At 71.7% G+C, this 19,578-nt stretch carries 18 protein-coding genes; 6 read left to right on the top strand and 12 right to left on the bottom strand.

The features are described 5' to 3' along the window. Positions 1 to 58: 58 nt before the first annotated feature. The 3 genes from bioD to FB470_RS19430 all read right to left on the bottom strand — a co-directional run bounded on the left by bioD (position 59) and on the right by FB470_RS19430 (position 4,091). On the bottom strand, positions 59 to 781 hold the full coding sequence (gene bioD / locus FB470_RS19440; protein WP_306993478.1) for a dethiobiotin synthase: 723 nt from the start codon (positions 779 to 781) through the stop codon (positions 59 to 61). Positions 782 to 831: 50 nt separating this feature from the next. Further along, the gene (locus tag FB470_RS19435) at positions 832 to 3,135 is read right to left on the bottom strand and encodes a bifunctional SulP family inorganic anion transporter/carbonic anhydrase (RefSeq protein WP_306993477.1); all 2,304 of its coding nucleotides are present in this window, start codon (positions 3,133 to 3,135) and stop codon (positions 832 to 834) included. A gap of 329 nt (positions 3,136 to 3,464) precedes the next feature. Beyond that, the gene (locus tag FB470_RS19430) at positions 3,465 to 4,091 is read right to left on the bottom strand and encodes a MerR family transcriptional regulator (RefSeq protein ID WP_306993475.1); all 627 of its coding nucleotides are present in this window, start codon (positions 4,089 to 4,091) and stop codon (positions 3,465 to 3,467) included. Between the two features lie 89 nt (positions 4,092 to 4,180). On the opposite strand from FB470_RS19430, the gene FB470_RS19425 reads away from it, so the two are divergent. Beyond that, complete coding sequence (locus tag FB470_RS19425; protein WP_306993473.1) at positions 4,181 to 4,573, top strand: hypothetical protein; 393 nt, start codon at positions 4,181 to 4,183, stop codon at positions 4,571 to 4,573. 4 nt (positions 4,574 to 4,577) lie between these two features. Here the strand turns inward: FB470_RS19425 and FB470_RS19420 are convergent, their stop codons facing one another. After that, positions 4,578 to 5,798, bottom strand: coding sequence for a cytochrome P450 family protein (locus FB470_RS19420; protein WP_306999372.1), 1,221 nt, complete (start codon positions 5,796 to 5,798; stop codon positions 4,578 to 4,580). 145 nt (positions 5,799 to 5,943) lie between these two features. Between FB470_RS19420 and FB470_RS19415 the strand changes: the two genes are divergently transcribed. Then, on the top strand, positions 5,944 to 6,573 hold the full coding sequence (locus tag FB470_RS19415) for a nucleoside/nucleotide kinase family protein (protein WP_306993472.1): 630 nt from the start codon (positions 5,944 to 5,946) through the stop codon (positions 6,571 to 6,573). Here FB470_RS19415 and FB470_RS19410 read toward each other — a convergent pair. The 4 genes from FB470_RS19410 to FB470_RS19395 all read right to left on the bottom strand — a co-directional run bounded on the left by FB470_RS19410 (position 6,560) and on the right by FB470_RS19395 (position 12,071). After that, positions 6,560 to 7,714, bottom strand: a complete 1,155-nt coding sequence (locus FB470_RS19410) for a glycosyltransferase family 4 protein (RefSeq protein WP_306993470.1) — start codon at positions 7,712 to 7,714, stop codon at positions 6,560 to 6,562. The genes FB470_RS19415 and FB470_RS19410 overlap by 14 nt on opposite strands. A gap of 119 nt (positions 7,715 to 7,833) precedes the next feature. Continuing rightward, positions 7,834 to 8,889 (bottom strand): C40 family peptidase, encoded by a 1,056-nt coding sequence (locus FB470_RS19405; protein ID WP_306993468.1) that lies wholly within the window; start codon positions 8,887 to 8,889, stop codon positions 7,834 to 7,836. A gap of 1,434 nt (positions 8,890 to 10,323) precedes the next feature. Next, positions 10,324 to 10,554 carry a hypothetical protein gene (locus FB470_RS19400; RefSeq protein WP_306993467.1) on the bottom strand — a complete coding sequence of 77 codons (231 nt, stop codon included), beginning with the start codon at positions 10,552 to 10,554 and terminating at the stop codon, positions 10,324 to 10,326. A gap of 146 nt (positions 10,555 to 10,700) precedes the next feature. Continuing rightward, positions 10,701 to 12,071 (bottom strand): NYN domain-containing protein, encoded by a 1,371-nt coding sequence (locus tag FB470_RS19395; RefSeq protein WP_370876501.1) that lies wholly within the window; start codon positions 12,069 to 12,071, stop codon positions 10,701 to 10,703. A gap of 81 nt (positions 12,072 to 12,152) precedes the next feature. Between FB470_RS19395 and FB470_RS19390 the strand changes: the two genes are divergently transcribed. Next, a complete protein-coding gene (locus tag FB470_RS19390; RefSeq protein ID WP_306993466.1) occupies positions 12,153 to 13,862 on the top strand; it encodes a DEDD exonuclease domain-containing protein in 1,710 nt (569 codons plus the stop codon). 53 nt (positions 13,863 to 13,915) lie between these two features. Beyond that, the gene (locus FB470_RS19385) at positions 13,916 to 14,203 is read left to right on the top strand and encodes an Lrp/AsnC family transcriptional regulator (RefSeq protein ID WP_020421862.1); all 288 of its coding nucleotides are present in this window, start codon (positions 13,916 to 13,918) and stop codon (positions 14,201 to 14,203) included. 60 nt (positions 14,204 to 14,263) lie between these two features. Here FB470_RS19385 and qcrB read toward each other — a convergent pair whose 3' ends face one another. From qcrB to ctaE, 4 genes are read right to left on the bottom strand one after another with little or no spacing between them, the layout of a single operon-like run. Then, positions 14,264 to 15,934 (bottom strand): cytochrome bc1 complex cytochrome b subunit, encoded by a 1,671-nt coding sequence (gene qcrB / locus FB470_RS19380; RefSeq protein ID WP_306993463.1) that lies wholly within the window; start codon positions 15,932 to 15,934, stop codon positions 14,264 to 14,266. After that, complete coding sequence (qcrA, locus tag FB470_RS19375) at positions 15,931 to 17,094, bottom strand: cytochrome bc1 complex Rieske iron-sulfur subunit (RefSeq protein WP_306999369.1); 1,164 nt, start codon at positions 17,092 to 17,094, stop codon at positions 15,931 to 15,933. Before qcrA ends, qcrB begins: the two co-directional genes overlap by 4 nt. A gap of 5 nt (positions 17,095 to 17,099) precedes the next feature. Next, positions 17,100 to 17,918, bottom strand: coding sequence for a cytochrome bc1 complex diheme cytochrome c subunit (qcrC, locus tag FB470_RS19370; RefSeq protein ID WP_306993461.1), 819 nt, complete (start codon positions 17,916 to 17,918; stop codon positions 17,100 to 17,102). Between the two features lie 54 nt (positions 17,919 to 17,972). Beyond that, positions 17,973 to 18,602, bottom strand: coding sequence for an aa3-type cytochrome oxidase subunit III (gene ctaE / locus FB470_RS19365; RefSeq protein WP_306993459.1), 630 nt, complete (start codon positions 18,600 to 18,602; stop codon positions 17,973 to 17,975). Between the two features lie 96 nt (positions 18,603 to 18,698). On the opposite strand from ctaE, the gene FB470_RS19360 reads away from it, so the two are divergent. Both FB470_RS19360 and FB470_RS19355 read left to right on the top strand, forming a co-directional pair. After that, positions 18,699 to 19,124, top strand: coding sequence for a hypothetical protein (locus FB470_RS19360; RefSeq protein ID WP_306993458.1), 426 nt, complete (start codon positions 18,699 to 18,701; stop codon positions 19,122 to 19,124). 41 nt (positions 19,125 to 19,165) lie between these two features. Next, entirely contained in the window at positions 19,166 to 19,576 is a 411-nt protein-coding gene (locus FB470_RS19355) for a response regulator transcription factor (protein ID WP_306993456.1), read from the top strand. Positions 19,577 to 19,578: the final 2 nt, after the last annotated feature.

The following is a 19,578-nucleotide window of genomic DNA, read 5'->3' as shown; positions in this document are numbered from 1 at the left end:
CTGTCCAGCCCGGCGCCGTCACCGGCACACCCACGACGGGCGCTGGGTGCCGCGCGCCTCACGTCTGCGAGGACAGGCCCTTGTCGAAGCGTTCGGCGTCGAAATCACCGCCGAACCACGGCGACAGGCCCGCCCGTGCGGCCTCCAGGAACCCGGCCCGGTCCAGGCCGCCCGCTCCCTCGGCCAGCGCGCCGAGGAGGGGCGAGCCTGCGGCCACCGGCAGGTCGCTGACGTTGCACAGCGCGGCGAGGTCCGGCCGCTCGGGCCACGACCCGATCACCACGCCGAGCACGTTCAGCCCGCGCGCGGTCGCCACCTCCGCGGTCAGCGCCGTAGCGTTCAGCGTCCCGAGGCCGGCTTCGGCGACCACGAGCAGCGGCGCCGACAGCGCCCACGCGACGTCGGCGAGGGTCGCACCGCCGGCGTCGAACCGGACCAGCAGCCCGCCCGCGCCCTCGACCAGCACCAGGTCGTGGGACTCGGCCAGCTCGCTCGCCGCCCGCGCCGCCTCCGCCGGACCGACCGGCGCGATACCGCTGCGGCGCGCGGCGACGTCCGGGGCGAGCGGATCCGGGTAGCGGCGCAGCTCGCGTGTCGTGACGTCCCCGGCCAGCCGGGCCACCTCGTCCACGTCCCCGGGATCTGACGGGCCCACGCCGGTCTGGGCGGGTTTCAGCACGGCGACCCGCCGCCCCTCGGCGCGCGCGAGCGCGGCGAGGGCCGCGGTCACCGCGGTCTTGCCGACGCCGGTCCCGGTCCCGGTCACCACCAGCACGCTCACGGGATTCGACACTAATACCGGCGCCGGCCGTGCGGCTTTCCGGTGTATGGCTAGCCCGTGACCATCGGGTTGCCCTCCTCGTGTTCGGCCACGAGGCCGTCCGCGGAGACGAACGCGCCGGCCTTCGGGTCGTACAGGTGCACCCGCGCGGCCCCGACCTCGAAGTACATGCCGACCAGGTCGACCTCGCCGCGGGCCTCGGCCGCGGCGACCGCCGGGTACTCCCGCAGCCGGTCCAGCTGCTGCAGGACGTTGTGCAGCGCGAGGCGGTCTGCCTCGGACACCGGCGGCGAGTCCCCGACGCGGATCGGCGGGTGGGTCCTGGCCCGCTCCACACTCGGCTCGGCGTGCCTGAGCCACGACCGCAGCGCGGGCGCGCCGTCCGGGGCGCCGGTCAGCAGCGCCTTCATCGCCCCGCACGAGGAGTGGCCGCAGACCACGATCTCGCGCACCTTCAGCACCCCCACCGCGTACTCGACGGCGGCGCCGATCGACGCGTCCGCACCGTCCGCGCAGGTCACGTGGTCGGGCACGAGATTGCCGATGTTGCGGACGGTGAACAGGTCGCCGGGGCCGCTGCTGGTGATCAGGTTCGGCACGATCCGCGCGTCACCGCACGTGATGAACAGCGTCTCCGGGTGCTGGGTGTCGGCCAGCCTGCCCAGGATCGGCCGCACCAGCTCCGAGGTGCGCCGCTCGAACTCGAGCATGCCGCGCCGCATCGAGCTGTCCCGCCCCCGGCGCTGCCGCGGCACCTCGACCGGCGGCTCCGCGGACGCCTGCTGCCACTCGGACCAGGGCGCGAACCAGCGCGGCACGATCCGCTGCGCCTTTCCCTTGTGGACGGTCGGCTCGCCGGCCTTGCCCCGCTCGAACCAGGGGTGCCCGATCTCGTCCACGATCACCTGACCGCCGGCCTCCTCGTGGGAGTGCTGCCAGGCCGACAGCGCGTCGAACGCGGCGTGATCGAGGTAGTCCACGACGAGTTCGAGGGTCACCGTCGTCCCGCGCGGGATGCCGCCGAGCACTGTGGTCAGGCGCGGGATCGAGAGCGCGGACAACGCCCCCTCCACGACGACGCGCCACCGGTCGCCGTCGCGCTCGGCGTGGATGCCGGACCACAGCAGACGGCGCAGCATGACCAGCGCGGCCACCGCCACACCGATCAGGACACCAGTGAGCAGGTCGATCGCGACCACGCCGGCGAGGGTGACCAGGTACACGGGCAGGTCGCCGTGGCGGCGCAACTCCTTGATGTGGTCGGGGTTCACGAGTTTCGCGCCGACGTGGACCAGCAGCGCGGCGAGCGCCGCCAGCGGGATGTTGCGCAGCAGCCCGGCAAGCACCGCGACGAAGAGCAGGACCCACAGGCCGTGCAGGATCGCCGAAACCCGCGTCCGCGCGCCGCTCTGCACGTTCGTCGAGCTGCGCACGATCACGCCGGCGACCGGCAGACCGCCGAACGCGCCGGACACCACGTTCGCCGCGCCCTGGCCGACCAGCTCGCGATCGAGGTTGGCGCGCGGGCCGGTGTGCATCTTGTCCACGGCCACCGCGGAGAGCAGGCTCGCGACGCTGGTGACGAGCGCGATGGTGACGACCGCGACGGCGAAGTCGAACCAGCGCGTGCCGGGGAACTCCGGGACGAACGTCAGGTCCAGCACGTTCTCCGGAACGTCCACACGGGACACGTTCATGCCCGCCACGACCGACGGCACCGTCGCGATCACGATCGCGGCCAGCGGGCCGGGCACCTTCCGCACCGCCGCGGGGAGTTTGCCCCACACGAGCACGATGCCGAGCGCGACCACGCCGATCAGGGTCGCGGGGCCGTGCGGGTCGAGGATCTGCGCGGGCAGCGCCAGCAGGTTGTCGATCGGCGAGCTCCGCGCGGTGGCGCCGAAGACGATGGGGAGCTGCGATAGCACGATCGTGACGCCGATGCCGGCGAGCATGCCGTGCACGATCGCCGGGGAGAGCGCGAGCGCGGCGCGCGCGATCCGGCTCAGCCCGAGCAGGATCTGCAGTGCGCCGGCCAGCATGGTGATCGCACAGGTGGCGGCCCAGCCGAACTCGTTGATCGTGTCCGCCATCACAACGGTCAGCCCCGCCGCGGGTCCGCTGACCTGCAGCGGTGACCCGCCCAGCGCGCCGGCGACGACGCCACCGACGATCGCGGCGATCAGGCCGGCGACGATGGGCGCACCCGAGGCCAGCGCGATGCCCAGGGACAGCGGGATCGCGACCAGGAAGACGACCAGCGAGGCCGGTGCGTCGTGGCGGAGGTTGTCCAGCGCGGACCGCCACGAGCGGGGCGGAGCGTGCTCACGCTCCCGAGCCGAGTTGTCGATCATTCAAGCCTCCGTGAAGAGAAGTTCCGCGACGGGCGGAGGAACCGAGCGGGCCGACGGCAGTGACGGCCGGTAGCTTCACAGATACCGAAAAACGCCCTGGATGTCCGATATGCAAAGAAATCCTCACGTTTTGTTCACAATGGGTCATCACAGAGACGGCAAGGCGTGGTGACGGATGGCCGGCGGCACACCGGGCGCAAGTCACTTGTCTGATCGAAGATCGACCCGAGTGATCACTTTTCGTGGTCAGCCATCGAGCCCGTGGTCCAGCTCACCCTGGATCGGGTGAATTGTCACCGAGTGAGCTGTCCGGTGGCGAGATGCCCGGGCTACACGGAGAACTGCCGCCGCGAAACCTGCGCGTGCGCCATCCGCCGGAGCGCGGCGAGCAGGGCGTCGCCGAGCACCGTGCCGACGACAGCGCCCTCCACGACCGCCTCGGTGGCCCCCAGCTTCGCCACAGCGGTCACATCCGCCTCGGCGACGGTGTCCGCGGCTGCGGCGTAGGTGTCCAGTTCGTCCAGGACCCACTCGTGACCGACCTGGCGCAACGCGCACAGGACCCCGGCCAGTGATTCGACCACCGGCGACCCGGCGTGCACCTCCCAGCCCCGCCGCCCGGCCATCGCCTCGATGCGACCCATCGCCCATGCCCGCTCCTCGTCGGTCACCTCCTGCGTGGCCGCCGGCAGGCCGTGCTGGGCCAGGCCGAGGATGTCGTGCGTCGACGTGGCCGGCTCGTCGATCGCCGCCAGCACCTCCCCCACCGCCGCGATCGACAGGCCCCCGATCTCCAGCAGGGCCCGGACGAGCTTCAGCCGCCGCACGTGCGCCGCGCCGTAGCGCGCCTGGTTCGGACTGGTCAGCTCGCCGGGCGGGAGCAGCCCCTCGCGCTGGTAGTACTTGATCGTCGCGACCGGAACCCCTGACTCCCGGCTCAGCTCGGCCATCCGCATGCGGCGTCCCTTCCTCTGGACGTACCCCTGATGGGTAGGGTAGCTTCCCATTATAGATAGTTCAGCTATCCACTAGGGAGGCGACCGCGATGACCGCACTGACCTGGCGTTCGCCGGCCACCCGCCGCGCCGTGCTGCACTACCTCGAGATGTGGATCGCGATGGGGCTGGGCATGACCGTTCTCGGCCCGCTCGTCCGCCTCGGGCTGACCGCGATCGGCTGGTCCGCGGCGCTCGACGACACCGGCTGGCGGGCCCTGATCATGGCGACCGAGATGGCGTTGCCGATGGCCGGGTGGATGCGGTTCCGCGGGCACGGCCGTCGCCCGATCATCGAGATGACGGCGTGGATGTACGTGCCGTTCGCCCTGCTGCTGGTGCCCTACTGGGCCGGCCTGATCACCGGTGGCGCGCTCATGGGTGTCGGTCACGGCCTGATGGGCGTGGCGATGGCGGTGGTCGTGTACCGCCATCGCCACTGACGTCTCAGCGCAGCGCGACCGGCAGCGCGTCGAGGCCGTGCACCAGGGTGCTCTCCCGCCAGCGGAGTCCGCCCGGGTCGCCGTCCAGCTCGATCCCGGGAAAGCGCTCGAACAGGCGGCCCAGGGCCACTTCGGCTTCGAGCCGGGCCAGCGGCGCGCCGACGCAGTAGTGGATGCCGTGCCCGAACGCCAGGTGACCACCGGCCGGGCGGGTCACGTCGAGACGATCGGGCTCGTCGAACCGGTCGCCGTCCCGGTTGGCACCGACCAGCGAGATCATCACGAACTCGTTCGCCGGGATCTCGACGTCCCCGATCGGCACGGGCTCCGCGGTGAACCGCAGGGTCGCGATGTTGATCGGCCCCTCGAACCGCAGGAACTCCTCGACCGCGCCGGGCAGCAGCGAGGGGTCCGCACGGAGCTTCGCGAGCTGGTCCGGGTGGCGCAGCAGCGCCAGCACGCTGTTGCCGATCAGGTTGACCGTCGTCTCGTGACCGGCCACCAGCAACAGGAACGCCATCGCCACCAGTTCCTCGTGCGAGAGCTGGTCGCCCTCGTCCGAGACGTGCACCAGGTCGGACAGCAGGTCCTGGGTCGGCTCGGCCCGCTTGGCCTCCACCAGGGCCGTGAGGTAGGCCGCCATCGCGCGGGCCGCGTCGTGGAAGTTCTCCTGCGGGCCCGAGTTGAGCAGCGTGTTGGACCACTCGCGGAAGTCGCCGCGCTCGGACTCCGGGATGCCGAGCAGCTCGCAGATCACCGTGATCGGCAGCGGATAGGCGAACGCGTCCAGCAGGTCCACCCGCCCGCGCGCGGCCATCGCGTCCAGGAGGTCGTCGGTGATCTGCTCGATGCGCGGGCGCAGCCGGGCCACGGTGCGCGCGGTGAAGGCCTTGTTCACCAGCTTGCGCAGCCTGGTGTGGTCCGGCGGGTCGGTGTTGAGCATGTGGAACCGCAGCAGCGCGCCCGACGGGTCCGGCCCGGGTTCGCCGCCCGCCGCGGTGATCCGGTCCCGGAACAGCTCCTGCGCCCGGTTCGCGTCCTTGCTCAGACGCGGATCGGCGAGCAGCGCCTTGGCCTCCGCGTATCCCGAGACCAGCCACACGCGCATGCCGTGCGGCATGATCGCCGGGCGGACCGGCCCGTCCTCGCGCAGCTTCCGGTACAGGGCGTGCGGGTCCTGGATGATGGCCTCGTCGAGCCTGATCGGTTCGTCCACCACGGGCATCTCGTGGTCCTCCCAGTGACGTTCGTGCTCCGGCATGGGATCAACGGACCACGCCCGTGATTCGTGCCCGCCGCGCCGCCGGCTCGCCGGCGTGGCGAGGAGGCACCGCCCGTTCCGGCCCGTCGATGGGGCACGATGGGACATCGTGCGATACCGGCCGATCACCTTCGAGCGTCTCGTGGACGAGCTGGCGGAGCGGGTGCTCGCGCTGCCGCGGCCGTGGGTGCGCGTCGCCGTCGACGGGCCGGCCGGCACGGCCGGGCTCGCCGACGCGCTGGTCGACCCGCTGCGCATCGGCGGCCGCGCCGTGCAGCGGGTGTCCACTGTGGATTTCCTGCGGCCGGCTTCGCTGCGGTTCGAATTCGGCAGGCAGAACCCGGACGAACGGTACTGGTCGTGGCTCGACGAGGGCGCGCTGCGCCGCGAAGTGCTGGACCCGTTGGGGGACAACGGAAGCGGGCGGGTGCTGCCGGCGCTGTGGGACGCGACCCGTGACCGGGCGACGCGGATGGCGCGGGTCGAGCTGCCCGCGCCGGGTGTGCTGATCGCCGACGGCGAGATGCTGCTCGGGCGCGGTCTCCCCTTCGAGCTGACGGTGCACCTGCAGCTGTCACCCGGCGCGCTGCGGCGGCGCCTGCCCGAAGACGAGACGTGGGCCTTGCCGGCGTTCGAACGTTACGAGGAGGAGGTGCGGCCCGCGGACATCGCGGACGTCGTGGTGCGCGCCGACGACCCCCGCCATCCGGCGCTGCTCGAACGCGTCAGGGGGTCGTGACCCGTTCACCGCTGAGGAGGGTGCGCAGGCGGGCGCCCAGCAGGTCCCAGCGCCAGTGCCCGGTCACCCAGTCCCGGCCGGCGGCGCCCATCTTGCGCGCTCGCGCCGGGTCGGTGAGCAGCGGCGTGAGCGTCTCGACGAGCTGGTGGACGTCCCGGCCGTCGACCACGTGCCCGGTCACCTCGTCCACCACCGTCTCCGGCGCGCCACCCGAGTTGCCCGCGATCACCGGCAGCCCGGTGGCCGAGGCCTCCAGGTAGACGATGCCCAGCCCCTCCACGTCGAGGCCCTTGCCGCGGGTGCGGGCGGGCATCGCGAAGACGTCCCCGGCGGCGTAGTGGGCGGCGAGCTCGGGCCACGGCACCGAGCCGGTGAAGACGACGTCGGCCGCGACACCGAGACCGTCGGCGAGGCGTTCCAGCGACTTCCGGTACGGTCCGCCGCCGACCAGCAGCAGCGCGACGTCCGGGACGCGGCGGCGCAGCTCGGGCAGGGCGTGGATGAGCATGTCCTGGCCCTTGCGCGGCACCAGCCGGGACACGCACACGACCGTCGGGCGGTCGCCGAGGCCGTGGCGGGCGCGGATCTCGGCGCGCGCGGCGTCGTCGGGTTTGAACACGTCCGGGTCGACGCCGGGTGGCAGCAGCTCCAGCCCGGCCGACGGGCCGAACGCGGAGGCGAACCGGCCGCGGGTGTACTTGCTGACGTACGTGATCACGTCGGTGGTGCCGCCGATGCGGCGCAGCGCCTGCCGGGCCAGGGGCAGCATCGACCAGCCGACCTCGTGGCCGTGGGTGCTCGCGACGACCCGCTCCGCACCCGCGGCGCGCAACGGCTGCGCGAGCAGGGCCAGCGGCGCGGCGGCGCCGAACCAGACGGCCTGGCAGTCGTGGGCGCGCATGATCTCCTTGGCGCGGCGCAGCACGTCGGGGGTGGGCAGCATCAACGACGTGGGGTGGCGTACCACCTCGAACGGCGCGGCGGCGTCGAACTCGGGGTGGGAGCCGGAGGGCTTGTCCCAGGAGGGTGCGTAGACGACGAGCTGGTCGGACGGCAGCAGGCGCGCGAAGGAGTTCAGGTAGTTCTGGATCCCCCCGGGCCGTGGCGGGAAGTCGTTGGTCACCAGCAGGGTCCGAAGCACGGGCTGGAGACTACTAGGCCGGGTTCCGGCGGTGGGACGGACGCGGCCCCAGGCGCACGGCCACGAACGCACAGGGGCGGCGCCGCGATCGCGACGCCGCCCCTGGGACCTGCGGGGGATCAGTTCACCGCGACGCGGCGGGCCCCCACGTAGTCGTTCTGCAGCGGCGAGACCTTGACCACGTCCCCGGTCTCGGGGGCGTGCACCATCTTGCCGTCGCCCAGGTAGATGCCGACGTGGTGGATCGGCGAGCCGAAGAACACCAGGTCGCCCGGCTGCAGCTGCGACCGCGACACGGCGAGGCCGACCGTGGCCTGCGACTGGCTCGTGCGCGGCAGGCTGATGCCGGCCTTGCCGTAGGCGTACATCGTCAGGCCCGAGCAGTCGAACGAGCTCGGGCCCGTGTCGCCCCAGCCGTACGGGCTGCCGAGCTTGCTCAGCGCGACGTTGACCGCCGTCTGGGCGGCCGCCGTCGGCGCGGGCAGGTTCGGCGCGCTGCCGCCGACGTCCTTCTGCGACGCCCGCTCGGACGCCGTGAGCCGCTGACGGACCTGGTCCAGCTGCGCGAGCTGGGCGTTCAGCGCGGCCTGCCGCGCGTGCAGGTCGTTCAGGAGCGCCGCGGCGGCGTCCTTGGCGGCCTGCGACCGGGTCTGCGCGTCCGCGGCCGCCGCCTGCGCGGCCGCCGCCTGCTGGATCGCGTTGTTGTAGTCGGTGAGCGCCTTGTTCTTCTCGTCGGCGAGCACCTCCAGAGCCGAGGAGCGCTCGAGGAAGTCCTGCGCCGACGTGCCGTTCAGCAACGCGGACAGCTTGTTGAACTGGACCCCGCCGACGAACGAGGCGTCCGCGAACTGGTCGACGACGCCCTGGTACTGCTCCTTGGCGGCCAGCGCCTGCTGGCCCGCCGTCTGGGCGGCCGCCAGGTCGGCGTTGGCCCGGTCGAGGTCGGCCTGCTTGGCGTCGAGGTCGGCCTGCGCCTGCATGGCCTCCTGGTTCAGCTGCTCGGCCTGGGCGGCGAGCTGCCGGTACTGCGCCAGGGCGTCCGCGGAGTTGGTGGGCTGCTGCGGGGCGGGGATGGGGACCGCGCCGGCCGGAGCCGTGGGGAGACCTCCCACCGCGAGTACCGCGGCGGCGGCCAGGGCTCCTGCGACCACGCGCTTGATGGGTTGCGACTGCACGCCGCGCGTGTCTCCTTTGCACTCATGCCGCCAGCCGGCCGCCGTCGGGAGGTCGGGGGACCCTCCACACGGGACCGGGCACGGGCGGACACAAGCACCCGAGCCGGCCTACGGCGGTAACCCGGCATGTCCAGAACGCAGGGGGTAGCGCATCTGGGTCCATGCGTGGGTCCGGCACAGCTCCCCGACAAGCTGCTTCCGGCGGCGATCTCGCGTCGCCGCCACGGGCGTGACGGCTGCCGGGCGCGAGATCTCGGCTAGGTTACGAAAACGCCGCCGTCGCGTCCACCAGGCACCGGTAAAAACTTTGCGTAATCACCTCCGACCCCGTTCGGACCAGCAGTTCCCCTGTGGGTGTGACCAGGGCAACAGTAAGCAGGATCACGACTACTGACCGTTTGCCGATGAAAGCGACCGTTTGTCGGCTTGGCGCCTCCGGCTGATCGGAGCCGGGCTGATCGGAGCCGGGGCCGCGCTCTGGGTGTCGGCACCCGACGGCCCGGTGCGCGACGGGCACGGTGCGCGACGGCCGTCCAGACGTTCGCGTTGGCTTGCGGCGGGAGGGTGCGGAGAAGTGGGTGCGATGGCTCACGGCGATAGGCCTCGGCCAGGCGACGGGATGACCACCCAGCGACCCACTGCATGAGGTGAGATGACTGCATTCCCCGTCATCCCGGAGCCTGCCCGTCCGGCGAGGACATCTTTTGATCTTTTTCTCTGGCCTTCGGCCAGGGCGCCTGCGGCGCTGGGTGGTCGCCTGGGGTGCCGACCTCCCCCGCCCCCTCCGGGAGGAGGGTTTCGGTCGCCGAGCAGACGTGTCAAGGCGGGAAAGAGTACCTTGACACGCCTGATCGGCGACCAAAGGCGGGCTGGGGATCGGGGGCGGGGGAGGTCTGGGAAGGCCGCACCTCGCCTCGCGTTGCCGGCCGCCGGGGGGCTGCAGGGGAGGTCTGGGGAGGCTGTGTGCCGACTTGCGTTGCCGGCTTCCGGTTCGGGTGGTGATGGGTGGGACGGCGTCCTCGACCGCTCCGGATGAGATTCCCGACCCACTAGCCACCGCGCCTCACCTGGTCCGCGCTGCGCTCCGGCGGTGGACCGTCGAAGCTCACGTTCGGCGCAGCTCGCACGTTCGCCCCAGCAGCGACCGGCCAGCGCCCAGCGACAGTGGACCAACCGACCCAGCGGCAACCTGCCCGCGCCAGCAGCAGCCGCCTCACCCGGGACCGACCCCAGACGCAACCTGCCCGCGCCCAGACGCAACCAGCCCAGCCGGCGCCCACCGACGCGCACCCGGCTGTGGGCAGGAGCGCTGGCGCGGGCCGGCTGCGCTGGGACAGCCGGCGGTGCCCGGGCGCTGGCCCACCTCAGCCGGCCGGCGGCACGCTCAGCAGCCGGCCGGCGGCGCCCAGCCGCAGTCGGCCGGCGGGAGGCTCCTCAGCCGGCCCGGCGCTCGGGGAGCCGGACGTGCGGGCGCCGCCCGCGGGTGGTCATCCGGATCGGCGGGACGAGCCCCGCGTCGGCCAGCAACTCGACCGCGGTGAGTTCCTCGTGGTCGAGTTCGACGACCGGGGGTGCGTCGACCACGGCGCTCAGCACGCACTCGCCGCACGCGCGGCCCCGCAGCGCGCAGCGGTTGCAGTCGATGATCACGCTGTTGTCGTACATTTCCAGCCTCCTCGCGGCCTGTCCGCTCTTGCTGGGATGCACGGTACGAGTCACCACCGACAATTCCGGGCTCGCGTATCGAACGAATGGACCATTCGCGCACCCAGAACCTTGTGACCAGCGGAAACCGGCCACAAAAAAAATTCTCAGACCCGCCCCAGCCGGGCCAGCAACACCGCTGAAGCGACCGGATGCGCACCGGATCGGCGCACCGAATCCGCCACCCCGCGATCCGTCGACGCGACGACCAGCGGCCGCCCCTGCGGCTCGGCCGCCACCAGCGACCGGATGACGTCGTCGGCGATCACGCCGGGGTCGGAGAACAGCACCCGCACCCCCCGCGCGCTCACGGTCGGCACCGACATCACCTCAGCGCCGTCGAACACGACCGTGATCTCCGCGCCCGTGCGCGCCGCGAGCGCGGCGAGCTGCTGGACCAGCCGGTTGCGCTGGTCGGCCAGCGCCAGCTCGGGGTAGCCGGTCTTGGTCACGTTGTAGCCGTCGACGATGAGGTGGACGCTGGGCAGCGCGAGCAGCCGTTCCAGCACCGCCGGGTCCCGGACCTGCCGGCCGGCACCGGTGCCCGACGAAGCACCCGGCACGCTGTCCGCGGGGCGCCGTGAACTGGTGTCCAGGGCCAGCTCCCGCCGCAGCCCGGAGACCGCGCCCTGCAGCGTGTCCACGAGCAACGCCAGCCGCACCTCGTCGGCCTCGCGGGCCTCCTTCGCGGACTGGCGCGCGATCTCCGCGTCCGCGGCCGCCCGTTCCGCCCGCGTCCGCTCGGCAGCCGCCCGCTGGCGCTCACGCTCCAGCTGCGCGGTCAGCGCAGCGACCTCCTGCTCCCGCCGCACGTCGGCCCCCGCGAGGCGCTCACGGATCTCCTCGGCCGCGTCCTTGGCCTGCCGCAGCTGCGTGCCCTGCTCCCGGAGCCGGTTGCGGAGCTTGGTCAGCTCAGCCTCCCGCTCCCGCCGCACGCCCTCGACCGCCTCCAGCGCCTCCGCCAGCTCCTCGCGCACACGGGCGAGCTCCGCCTCCAGCCGCTGGCTGCGCGCCACCGCCGCATCGCGCTCGGCCCGCAACGCCGTCTCCGCCGCGTTCTTGACCACCAGCCGCACGCGCGTCGCGGCGCTCGACTCACCCAACAGGACCGCCGCGACCGCCGCGGCGACCGGGTCCGGGTCATTCGGGTCGAGCGCGTCCGGCCGGTACTCACGCACCCACTCCAGGACGGCGGCGCGGAACGCGGTCGAGTCCTCCAGGGTGGTGAGCAACGCCGCTCCGCCCAGCTTGGCCCGTTTGGCGGGTGCGAACTTCGCCACGGGCCGCAGTTGCTGCGGGATGTCGATGCGCGGGATCTTCCCCAGTGCCTCCGCGGCCAGCTCGGCGAGCCGGGCCCGCACCGGCTCGGGCAGCTCGCGCCAGGTCACGGACCGATCATCCGGTTCCTGACCCGGGCCCGCCGCGGCAGCCCGGAGACCGGGGTCTTCGGGCTCTTCGGCGTGCACTGAGGGAAACATCCGTTCAGGGTAGTCCGGTTCGGTAACGATCACCGGTCGTCCCGCCCGGGAATGTCGGACCCCCTCCCTAAGGTGCCGATCATGCAACTGGCGGACGGCGCGCAACTGACCTTCGACGAGCTCGGCACGCCGCTGCGGGACACCACGTTCGTGGTGTTCGACCTGGAGACCACCGGCACGAAACCGGGCCCGCACGGGATCACCGAGATCGGCGCGGTCAAGGTCCGCGGCGGCGAGGTGCTGGGCGAGTTCGCCACCCTCGTGGACCCGGGAATGCCGATCCCGCCGCAGATCGTCGCGCTCACCGGCATCACGACGGCGATGCTGCACGACGCTCCCCGGATCGACCGGGTACTGCCCGCTTTCCTGGAGTTCGCCAGCGGCGCGGTGCTGGTGGCGCACAACGCGCCCTTCGACACCTCGTTCATCCGCGCGGCCTGCCTGCACCACGGCTACGCGTGGCCCAAGCCCGCGGTGGTGTGCACCGTCCGGCTCGCGCGCCGGGTGCTCACGCGGCAGGACAGCCCCAGTTTCCGCCTCTCCGCGCTGGCCGCCCTCTTCGGCTCGCCGGTCACGCCCAACCACCGCGCCCTGGAGGACGCCCGTGCCACCGTCCACGTGCTGCACGCGCTGCTGGAGCGCGTCGGCAACGTGGGCGTGCAGTCGCTGGAGGAGCTGCTCGACTACCTGCCCGAGGTCACTCCCGCGCAGCGGCGCAAGCGCGGGATGGCCGCCCACCTGCCGGAACGGCCGGGCGTCTACCTGTTCCGCGGGCCGGGCGACGAGGTGCTGTACGTGGGCACGGCGAGCAACCTCCGCCGCCGGGTGCGCCAGTACTTCACCGGCTCGGAGAGCCGTGGCCGCATCCGCGAGATGGTCGCTCTGGCCGAGCGGGTGGACGGCATCGAGTGCAGTCACGCACTGGAGGCCCAGATCCGCGAACTGCGGCTGCTGGCGGCGCACCGGCCGTCGTACAACCGGCGGTCGAAGAACCCGCGCAAATCGTGGTGGATCGTGCTGACCGACGAGGCGTTCCCGCGTCTGTCGGTGGTGCGGCTGCCCAAGGACGGCGCGCTCGGCCCGTTCTCCTCGCAGGTGACGGCCAAGATCGCCGCCGACGCCCTGGCGAGCGCCACCGGCCTGCGCACCTGCACGCAACGGATCTCCGCGCACACGCCGTCCGGCCGGCCGTGCGCGCTGGCCGAGCTGGGCCGCTGCGGCGCGCCCTGCGCGGGACGGCAGAGCGTCGAGGAGTACACGCCGAGCGTGCACGCGATCGTCGACCTGGTCTCCGGCCGCGGCACCCGGCCCCTGGACTCGGCGCGGCGTCAGCTCGACGAGCTGGCCGGCGCCGAGCACTTCGAACAGGCCGCGCGGCGGCGGGACGAACTCGCGGTGCTCGTGCGCGCGGTGGACCGGGCGCACCGGCTGTCCGCGCTCGCCGCGATCCCCGAGCTGGTCGCCGCGGCGCCGGACGGCAACCGCGGGTGGGAGTTCGCGGTGATCCGGCACGGCAGGCTGGCTTCGGCCGGCGTCGCGCGCCGGGGTGTTCCGCCGATGCCGGTGGTGGACCAGCTCGTGGCCTCCGCGGAGACCGTCGAGCCCGGTCCCGGCCCGCTCTACGGGGCGCCCGCGGAGGAGACGTCGATCCTGTTGCGCTGGCTCACCCGGCCCGGCGTGCGGCTGGTGCGCACGGCCGTGCCGTGGTCGGAGCCCGCGCGCGGCGCCGGGCCCTGGCGCGGCTGGCTGGAGCAGGTGTCGACGGCCGTGTCGCTCGAGCAGGCCGGGTGACGGCACGGGAGCTACGATCGCCGCGCTACCCAATTCATGCGAGGAGGACGCGAGTGATCACCGCGATCGTGCTGATTCACGCCGTGGCGGACAGCATCCCGGAGACCGCGCAGGCGATCGCCGACATCGACGGCGTGGCGGAGGTGTACTCGTGCGCCGGCGACGTCGACCTGATCGCGATCGTGCGCGTGCACGCCCACGAAGAGCTCGCCGACCTCATCCCGGCCAAGATCGGCAAGGTGCCGGGGGTGATCGACACCGACACGCACATCGCGTTCCGGTCCTACTCGACCGCCGACACCGAGTCCGCCTTCGCGATCGGGGTCGAGGACGCCGACTGACGACACGACACGGAAAAGGGCCCCCGGATCGCTCCGGGGGCCCTTTTCCGTGTCCGTGGACTAGTGGTCCGGCGTGTGCCAGCCCGCCGGGACCTCGCCCTTGTCGGGCAGCTCGCCGGGGACGTGACCGTTGCCGTGGCCGTCGCCGCGGGCGCGGTCCAGCGCCGCGGTCTCCTCCACCGGGTCCGGCGCCAGCATCGTGCCCGGCACCGCACGCCCGGCCGCGCCGAGCTTGTTCATCTTCTTCGGCACCGAGGCGCCCTGGTACTCCAGCGGGATGGCGTGGCCGTGCTCGTCCACACCGCCCAGCGGCTGGTGGATCTCGATGAACTCACCGTGCGGCAGGCGCTTGATGATGCCGGTCTCGATGCCGTGTTCCAGCACCTCGCGGTCGGACCGCTGCAGGCCCAGGCAGATCCGGTAGGTGACGAAGTACGCCAGCGGCGGCAGCACCAGCATGCCGATGCGGCCGGCCCACGTGGTCGCGTTCAGCGAGATCATGAACTTGTCCGCGATGATGTCGTTGAAGCCGGACAGCTCGATGACCACGAAGAACGCGAGCGCCATCATGCCGATCGAGGTGCGGACCGGTGCGTCACGCGGGCGCTGCAGCAGGTTGTGGTGCGCGGTGTCGCCGGACAGCTTCCGCTCGATGAACGGGTAACCGATGAGCAGCGCGAACAGGATCGGCATCCAGACCGCGCCGGCGAAGAACACCGCCGGGACCGTGTAGTTGCCCAGGTAGAGCTCCCAGGCCGGGAAGATCCGCAGCAGGCCGTCGGCCCAGGCGAGGTACCAGTCCGGCTGCGAACCCGCCGACACCTGGCCCGGGTTGTACGGGCCGAGGTTCCAGATCGGGTTGATCTGGAACACGCCCGCCATGATCGACAGGACACCGGTGACGATGACGAAGAACGCACCGGCCTTGAGTGCGAACACCGGCATGATGCGCACGCCGACGACGTTGGTCTCCTTGCGCCGCACACCCGGGAACTGGGTGTGCTTCTGGTACCAGACCAGCGCCAGGTGCACCCCCACCAGGGCGAGCATGATGCCCGGCAACAGCAGGATGTGCAGCGCGTACATGCGCGGCACGATCTGGTCGCCGGGGAACTCCCCGCCGAACAGCGCCCAGTGCAGCCAGGTGCCCATGATCGGCACCGACAGCACGATGCCCGACAGGGTGGCGCGGATACCGGTGCCCGACAGCAGGTCGTCCGGCAGCGAGTAGCCGAAGAAGCCTTCGAACATGCCCAGGATCAGCAGCAGGGCGCCGATGATCCAGTTGGCCTCACGCGGCCGGCGGAACGCTCCGGTGAAGAAGATCCGGAACATGTGCACCATCATCGCCGCGACGAACACCAGCGCGCCCCAGTGGTGCAGCTGGCGCACGAACAGACCGCCGCGGACCTCGAACGAGATCTGCAGGGTCGTCTGGAACGCCCGGGACATCTCGACGCCCTGCAGGTTCTTGAACGGCCCGTTGTAGACGACCTCGGCCATCGACGGGTCGAAGAACAGGGTGAGGTAGACACCCGTGATGATCACGACGATGAAGCTGTAGAGCGCGATCTCGCCGAGCAGGAAGGACCAGTGGGTCGGGAAGACCTTGTTCATCTGGTGCCGCAGGCCCTTGGCCAGGCGGTACCGCTGATCCATGTTGTTCGCGGCCTCGGCGGCCTGCCGCTCCAGCATGCTGGAGCCCCGGGTCGGCGTGGTGAGTGAACTCATGACTTGCGCTCCCAATAGGCGGGGCCGACCGGCTCGATGAAGTCTCCCCGCGCCACGAAGTACCCCTCATCGTTGACCGTGATGGGCAACTGCGCAAGCGCGCGGGTCGCCGGGCCGAAGATGGGCTTGGCGTAGTGCAGGGCGTCGAACTGCGACTGGTGGCACGGGCACAGGATCCGGTTGGTCCGCTGCTCGTACAGGGAGGTCGGGCATCCGACGTGGCTGCAGATCTTCGTGTAGGCGTAGTAGTCGCCGAAGTTGAAGTCCTCCTGGCCCTCGCGCTTGACGACCCGCTGGGCGTCCTCCGGGCGCAGGCGGATCAGCATGACCGGGGCGTCCGCACGCATGAAGACCGCCGACAGCGCCCGGTGGTCACCGCGCTCGCTCTCCCGGAACGGGTAGACCGTCTCCATGGCGCCCGCGTCCAGGTCCTCCGGGCGCAGCAGCACGATCTCGTCCGACTTGCCGGTGTAGCGGCGCAGGTAGACGACCTCACCGGGGTGTTCCGGCTTCCACGGGGTGTGGGCCAGGTTGTCCTTGGACTCGGGTTCGGCCCACGGGTTCTTGATGAACGACGCGATCGGCAGGCCGACCAGGCCCAGGCCCATCACGCCGGCACCGAGGCCCGCGGTGCGCTTGACCAGCGAGCGGCGGGCGATGGTGCTGCGGCTACCGGAGTCGGCCAGCTGCGCGACGATCGTCTTGCGGTCGATCTCGGCCGAGCCGTCGCCGTCGCCGTCGTGCCGCTCCTGCACCGCGAGCTCGCTCGGGATGAACCGCTTGGTGTAGAGCAGCACGCCGATGCCCAGCGCGAGGATCGAGATGCCGAGCGTGATGCCCAGCGCCGGCGTGTACAGCGCGTACTTCACGTACTGGCCGGTGTCCGGAGCCCGGTACTCCCACCACTGCGGCCAGCACAGGATGACCAGGAAGCCCAGTCCGGCCAGCGCGGCGATGGTGAACCACAACGCGATGACCCGCTCGGCGCGCTTCTCGGCGCGGGTGCCCTTGACGGGCCACGGGTCCGGGTAGTCGACCAGCTCGACGCCGTCGAGCTTGGTGCCCAGCTTCACCAGCTGGTCACGGTCCATCTCGGCCAGTTCGGCCTCGGAAGGCTGGGAAACCCCAGGCTCGCGCCCCGCCCCCGGGTGCTCTTCCATGCTAGTCATGCCCTCGATCCAATCCACAAAGTCACGCCGACGATGGCGCCGATGCCGACGATCCACGCGACGAGCGCCTCGGAGGCGGGCCCGAGACCGCCCAGACCGAGACCACCCGGGTTGTTGTTCCCTTCGGACACGGACTTGACGTAGGCGACGATGTCCCGCTTCTCCTCCGGCGTGAGCTGACGGTCGGAGAACTTCGGCATGTTCTGCGGGCCGGTCAGCATCGCCGTGTAGATCTGGTCCTCGGTGGCCGGACCCAGTTCCGGCGCGAACTTGCCGGCCGACAGGGCGCCGCCCTGGCCGGTGAAGTTGTGGCACGACGCGCAGTTGAGCCGGAACAGCTCACCGCCGCGCGCCGGGTTGTCCCCGCGCAGCGCCTCGCCGGTCTGGGCGGGCCGCGTCGGGCCGCCGCCGTTGGCCTGGATGTAGGCGCCGACGGCGTCGATCTCCTCGGGGGTCAGCTTCGGCGGCTTCCGCTCGGCCTGGGCCTCCTGGCGGACCGCCGGCATCCGGCCGGTCGAGGTCTGGAAGTACACGGCCGCGTCGCCGACGCCGATGAGGCTCGGCCCGCGGTCCTCCACGCCCTGCAGGTTCGCACCGTGGCAGCTGATGCAGCTGTTGTTGTAGACCTGCTGGCCCAGGCGCAGCTGCGCCGGATCGCCCTGCGCCTGCGCCGTCTGCGGCTGCGGCACCAGGAGCGCGTAGCCCAGGCCGGCGCCGACCAGCGCCACACCGAGCGCCAGCGCGCCCGCGAGGCGGCGGCGCAGCTTGGTGCGGGCGCCGAAGCGGCGCCTGGAGGAGTTCTTGCTGGTGGTCATTTCTCGGCAACCCTTGCTGTCAGTTCAGGCCGGTCCATGGGGTGGCTGGCGCGGTCACGGGATGATGTAGATGACCGCGAACAGGCCGATCCACACGATGTCGACGAAGTGCCAGTAGTAGGACACGACGATCGCCGAGGTCGCCTGCGCGGGAGTGAACTTGCTCAGCTTCGTGCGGATGAGCAAGAAGACGAAGGCGACCAGACCACCGATCACGTGCAGACCGTGGAAGCCGGTCGCCAGGAAGAAGACGGTGCCCCACGGGCCGGACGGGATCGTCACGCCCTCGCTGATCAGGTTCGCGTACTCGCCGGCCTGACCGCCGACGAAGATCGCGCCCATGATCAGGGTGATGACGTACCACCGGCGCAGCCCGTAGACGTCACCGCGCTCGGCCGCGAACACACCGAGCTGGCAGGTGAACGACGACGCCACCAGGATGATGGTGAAGGGCAGCGCGTACGGGATGTTGAGGTGGATGGGCTCGTCGGTCGCCGGGTTGATCGGCGGCCAGATCCCCGTGGCGTTCTGCGCCTTGACCGTGAAGAACATCGCGAACAGCCCGGCGAAGAACATGAGCTCGCTGGAGAGCCACACGATCGTGCCGACACTGACCATGTTCGGCCGGTTCAGCGAGTGCACCCGCTGGCTGATGGTGGGAGCTGCCGTTGTCACGCGTCGCATTATGTCTCGGCGTCGTGCGACCTGCTTGGTCGGGTCCGGCACGCCGCGCCGGGGGTGTTGGTCACAGCGACGAACGCGGAGGGTGAGGATCAGGACGTGAGTTTCTTCGATCGGGTGCGTGACCTGCTACGAAAGCGTGGCGAGCCGGTGCTCACCCTGGACACCGAGGGTGTCGCCGTGGTGGCCGAGGCCTTCGACGTCGCCGAGGCCGACTCCGCCGTGCTGGGGAGATCACACCTCTGGCGCCCGGACGAACCGGCGATTCTGCGCCATCACCTCGTTCTGCCACCGCATCGGGTCACCGAGGCGGCCTCGGTCCTCGCCCAGGACGGGTGGGAATTGAGGCCCGACGGCGACGAACCCGGCCGGGTGCACGCGCTGCGGGTGCAGAAGCTCGACGCCCTGCACTGCGCGCAGGAACGCGCGCGAATGGCCGGGCTGGCCCAGCGCCTGGACGGCGACTGGCTGGGCTGGGACGCGCTACAACCGATGGGCCTGGGTGGAACCGGGCAGGACGGCTAGCATCAACACGACCAGTACAGCGACGAAGCCGGAGGGTCGACTTGTCCGAACAGTCCACGCGGATCCTGGTGTTCAGCCACCGTCCCGAAGTCCGGGAGTCGATCATCACGGCGGTCGGCCGCAGGCCCGCCACCGACCTGGGCCGGGTCGACTACGTCGAGGCCGCCGGCGTCGCCGACGTGCTGGCGGAGATGGACGCGGGCGAAGTCGATCTGGCGATCCTGGACGGCGAGGCCCAGCCCACCGGCGGCATCGGCTTGTGCCGGCAGTTGAAGAACGAGATCGACGACTGCCCGCCGATCGTGATCGCGGTGCGGCGCAAGGACGACCGCTGGCTGGCCACCTGGTCCCAGGCCGACGCCGTCCTGGTCCATCCGCTCGACCCGCTGACCGCGGCGGAGACGGTCGCGGACGTGCTGCGGGCCCACCGGGTCCCGGTCGTCCGGGGCTGAGG

Source organism: Amycolatopsis thermophila (genome assembly GCF_030814215.1).
Classification (GTDB): Bacteria; Actinomycetota; Actinomycetes; order Mycobacteriales; family Pseudonocardiaceae; genus Amycolatopsis_E; species Amycolatopsis_E thermophila.
Note: the sequence above shows the minus strand (reverse complement) of the source record. Positions and strands in the feature narration are given on the sequence as shown.